At 69.9% G+C, this 3157-nt stretch carries 3 protein-coding genes; 1 reads left to right on the forward strand and 2 read right to left on the reverse strand.

The features are described from left to right. Nucleotides 1–367: 367 nt before the first annotated feature. On the reverse strand, nt 368–1204 hold the full coding sequence (locus D7X74_RS13235; protein ID WP_120533307.1) for a mechanosensitive ion channel family protein: 837 nt from the start codon (nt 1202–1204) through the stop codon (nt 368–370). 239 nt (nt 1205–1443) lie between these two features. Between D7X74_RS13235 and D7X74_RS13240 the strand changes: the two genes are divergently transcribed. Beyond that, entirely contained in the window at nt 1444–2607 is a 1164-nt protein-coding gene (locus tag D7X74_RS13240) for a hypothetical protein (RefSeq protein ID WP_120533308.1), read from the forward strand. A gap of 4 nt (nt 2608–2611) precedes the next feature. On the opposite strand, the gene D7X74_RS13245 is transcribed toward D7X74_RS13240, so the two are convergent. Next, a partial coding sequence (locus tag D7X74_RS13245) for a hypothetical protein (RefSeq protein ID WP_233602081.1) occupies nt 2612–3157 on the reverse strand: 546 nt, incomplete at its 5' end.

Raw genomic sequence — 3157 nt, forward strand, 5'->3', positions numbered from 1 at the left:
CTCATGAACTCCGCACTCGGGGACGCCACCGCACGCGAGCGCCACCCGGGGCGATGGACTCGCGAGGACCCTGACCTGTTGTCGCTGTGGGTTTGACGCCCTGCGCCGTTCTTCCGGGGTCGGCGCAGGGGTGGGTCAAATTCACATGGATGAGACTATTCCGCTATCGAGCGACCTGTCATGGGGGCGATCCAGCGCCCACCCGAATGAATCCAGGTATTTGCGGAAATAGCTTCTTCCCACGCTTTCGCGGGAGGAAGGACGTCGGATGTCGTGCCAGGTGTGCCCGGCTTCCCGGGTCGTCCGCCGGGGAGGGCGCCCCTCCCAGCTCCCCGGCGGGGTGTTCGCGTGCGTCGAGCTTCGTGACTCAGCCGGCCTTCGACACCGCCGGAGGCTCGGCGGCCAGGGACGGGGCGGGGACGGAGGCGCCGTAGTTGGCGAGCTGGAGGATCTCCACCACCGCTTCGCCGACGTTCGCCTGCGTGTCGTTGAATTCGGTGGGCTTGCAGAAGATGCACACGGCCAGCACGGGCCCGTGGAGCGTGAACTCCGCCACCTCCACCTGGGGCGCGGGCTTCGCCTGGACGCCGGGCACGCTGGCCATGCGGTCCGTCAGCGCCTGCATCAGCGTCCGCGCGTCCGCGCTGTGCACCAGCGGCACCTTGACCGTCATCTTGCGGTGCGGGTGGTGGCTGTAGTTGATGATGTTGTCGCTGAACATCTGGTTGTTGCCCACGGAGATGCGCACGTTGTCGGACGTGTCGAGCGTGGTCACGAACAGGCCAATCTCCTGCACGATGCCCACCACCCCGCCGGCGCAGATCTCCTCGCCCACGCGGAAGGGACGCAGCACCAGCAGGAAGACGCCCGCGGCGAAGTTGGCGAGCAGGCCGGACCAGGCCGCGCCGATGGCGATACCCGCCGCGGCGATCAGCGCGGCGAAGGACGTGGTCTCCACGCCCATCAGGCCCAGGATGCCGACCATCAGCATCATGGTGAGGGCGCCCGTGAAGAGCGAACCGATGTAGCGGATCAGCGTGGCATCCAGCTGCCGCCGCTGCAGGGCCATGTCCAGCACCTTGCGGAAGCCGCTGATGACCGTGCGGCCCACGAACCAGATGATCAGCGCGCCAATCACCTTGAGGAGCAGCGGCAGCGCCTCCGTCAGGGCCAGCGACTTCAACTGCTCGACAATGGCATCCATGTTCCGTGTGCTCCCAGGACCCGGACCGGGTCGGTCGATTGTCGTCTTTTGCACTCGGCAGGCCAGGGCGCGCAAGGGGCCCCCAGGGCGGAAGGAGTGTCCAATGGGAGGGCAATCCTGACCTCCGGACGTGTCAGCGGAGACCTGACACGCCCGGCCGTTCGCGCTGACGTGTCACGGGCTTCCGGTGCGCAGCCGGTCCTTGCTTGCGGCGCGACGCTGAGCGAGACCGTGGGCCCATGCGCCTGTTTTCACTCCCGGTCCTGATGTTGTTGAGCGCCTGCACCGCCTCTCGCGTCGCGGTGCCCCCGCCCACCGGTGAAGAGGTGACGGTCTTCATCCACGGCTACCGGGGTTCGTTCCTCACCTCGACGGGCGCGGAGCGCGAGCGGGCCTGGGTGTCGGTGGGGGACGTGCTGTCGCGCGGGGAGCGCTCGCTGGCGCTGCCGTTTGCCGGCCAGCGGCCCGCGCCCCGCTTCGGCGCACTGGAGTCGGACGGGCCGGTGACGCGCTTCACGGTACTGCCGTGGGTGGCGAAGTACGACGTCTACAGGGGCTTCCTGGAGTTCGGCCGCGACCGGCTGCCGGGCTTCGTCGTCTTCGACTACGACTGGCGCCAGGACAACCGCGAGACGGCGAAGCGGCTGTGCGCGCTGTTGGACCAGTTGGCGGAGGCGCGCGGGGGCAAGGTGAAGGTGAACCTCGTGGCGCACAGCATGGGGGGCCTCATCACCCTGCAGTGCCTGCGCTATGGCCAGGGCGACGACACGGGCGAGCCCACGTGGGCGGGCGCGCGGCACGTGAAGCGGGTGGTGTTCCTGGGCACGCCCTTCCGTGGGGCGCCGGGCATGTTCGACGACTTCACGCTGGGCACTCCGGTGGGGCGCAACCACGCGCTGCTGTCACCCGAGGCGCTGTTCACCTTCGCGTCCGCGTTCCAGTTGCTCCCCGCGCAGAGCGACTTCTTCGCGGACGCGAGCGGTCAGCCGGTGGCCTTCGACGCGTACTCGCCCGAGGCGTGGATCCAGGGCGGGTGGGGCGTGTTCCAAGATGGGGGCCTGCGCACGGACCCCGCGTACCGCGAGCAGTTGGAGCGCATGTTGGAGGCGCGCGCGAGCCTGGCCCGGTCGCTCTCCGACCGGGAGGGACCGCCGCCGCCGTTCCGGACGCTGGCGGTGGTGGGCGTGGGGCAGCAGCTGATCAAGTCCTTCCGGGTCATCGACGGGAAGCCCACGTTCGAGGACCCCATCGTCGCGGCGGGCGACGGCTCCGTGCTGATGTCCCGCGCGCTGCCTCCGGCGCCCCTTCACGTGGACCGGCTGGAGACGAAGGCCGACCACGTGGGGATGGTGGGCGACGAAGAGGTGCAGGAGGCCGTCGCGCGATTTCTCACCGGCGACTGACGCTTCAGTCCCCGGCGACGGCGAGCTGCCAGTCACCGTCCACGGTGATGCCGACGCGCAGGCCCAGGTAGCTCTTGTCCTTGCGCATCGCCTGGAGCTGGTCGTCGGGGTAGAGGCCCTTGAGCGCGCGCCAGTCCGCGTCGGTGGCGCCCTCGCGGAACGCGGTGGGCCAGTAGATGAGGTTGCCCTCCTGGTAGGAGGGCAGGTTGAGGACCTGGACCAGCCGGGACAGCACGGGCTGCGGCGCTTCCGCCCACTCCTCCTGGATGCGCCACGTGGTGGCCATGTCCTGGTCGGGGTCATAGGAGAAGCGCACGGCCTTGCCCTTCTCGTCGCCCAGCGTCTGGAGCGCCGCGTAGTCGCAGGCCACCGCCGCCGCGATGATGCGCTCGCGCATGGACGCCGCCGCGGGAGGCAGGGGCTTCGCGGTCGGCTTCGGCACGGCGCTCAGGCCGCGCGCGGAACACGTGGCGGCGGCCGCCGTCGTCCCGGCATCCGTGGAGGCCGTGGCGCCCGCGTCGCTTGAGGCTCCGGTGGCGGGGGCTTCCGT

The organism is Corallococcus sp. CA047B, assembly GCF_003612065.1.
GTDB classification, from domain to species: Bacteria; Myxococcota; Myxococcia; order Myxococcales; family Myxococcaceae; genus Corallococcus; species Corallococcus praedator.